This is a genomic window from Streptococcus sp. GMD1S (assembly GCF_000296875.1).
Lineage (GTDB): Bacteria > Bacillota > Bacilli > Lactobacillales > Streptococcaceae > Streptococcus.
The window spans coordinates 1-601 of sequence record NZ_AJQY01000276.1 but is presented as its reverse complement, the minus strand read 5'-3'; the positions used below and the strand labels follow the sequence as shown (position 1 = coordinate 601).

Here is a 601-nt window from a genome sequence, read left to right as displayed (position 1 = left end):
GCCATGATACAGGCAATCAAGACTCCCAAGACTAGACCTAGCAAAGCCACTCTCAAAGTCGCCCAACTATGGTGCCAGAGAAATTCTCTGTCACGAACAAAGGACTGGAGAATTTCAAGAGGAGTTGGCAGGATAAACTTGGGTAAAAGTTTGAATATTCCCGCTAACTGCCAGATTGACAAGACTCCTAGAAAACCAAATAGACTAATGTGACGTCTCAGTATACTTTTCAAGTTTCTCATCAATACTTAAAATCTCTCCTACATTTATTTTGACATTGGCAAAGACATTATCTGCCTCTTGCCCAGCCACTTCAAGCGCTTCTTTGAGAATACGCATGAGCTCATCAAACTCTCCTTCCAAAACCGTTTCAAAGGGTGTCACCACCATGGTCACGGACTGAGCTTGCAGATAAGCAATAACCTGATCGATAATAGCAATTCGATCAATCCCCTGTGATAGGGGAAAGACTTGCAAGGCAATGCTTGCTTTCATAAAATCCTCCTCTTCTCGGCTTTCCTTTTGAACAAAAAGAAAAACCTTTGCCATATATGGAAAAGGTGCAGAATTCGGCTAAGTATCGTTCCCTACGCTGGCATTA

1 protein-coding gene and 1 pseudogene are annotated in these 601 nt (G+C 42.4%); both read right to left on the bottom strand.

Annotated features, from left to right (window positions below; all coding sequences use genetic code 11):
* A pseudogene (locus GMD1S_RS11920) lies at positions 1-242 on the bottom strand (ABC transporter permease); the annotation flags it as partial.
* Positions 205-495, bottom strand: coding sequence for a thiamine-binding protein (locus GMD1S_RS08765; protein ID WP_000647656.1), 291 nt, complete (start codon positions 493-495; stop codon positions 205-207). The pseudogene GMD1S_RS11920 and the gene GMD1S_RS08765, both read right to left, overlap by 38 nt.
* Positions 496-601 lie beyond the last annotated feature (106 nt).

Coding starts and splice junctions, on each gene's coding strand:
- GMD1S_RS08765 (WP_000647656.1), bottom strand. CDS start 495: ATGAAAGCAAGCATTGCCTTGCAAGTCTTTCCCCTATCACAGGGGATT.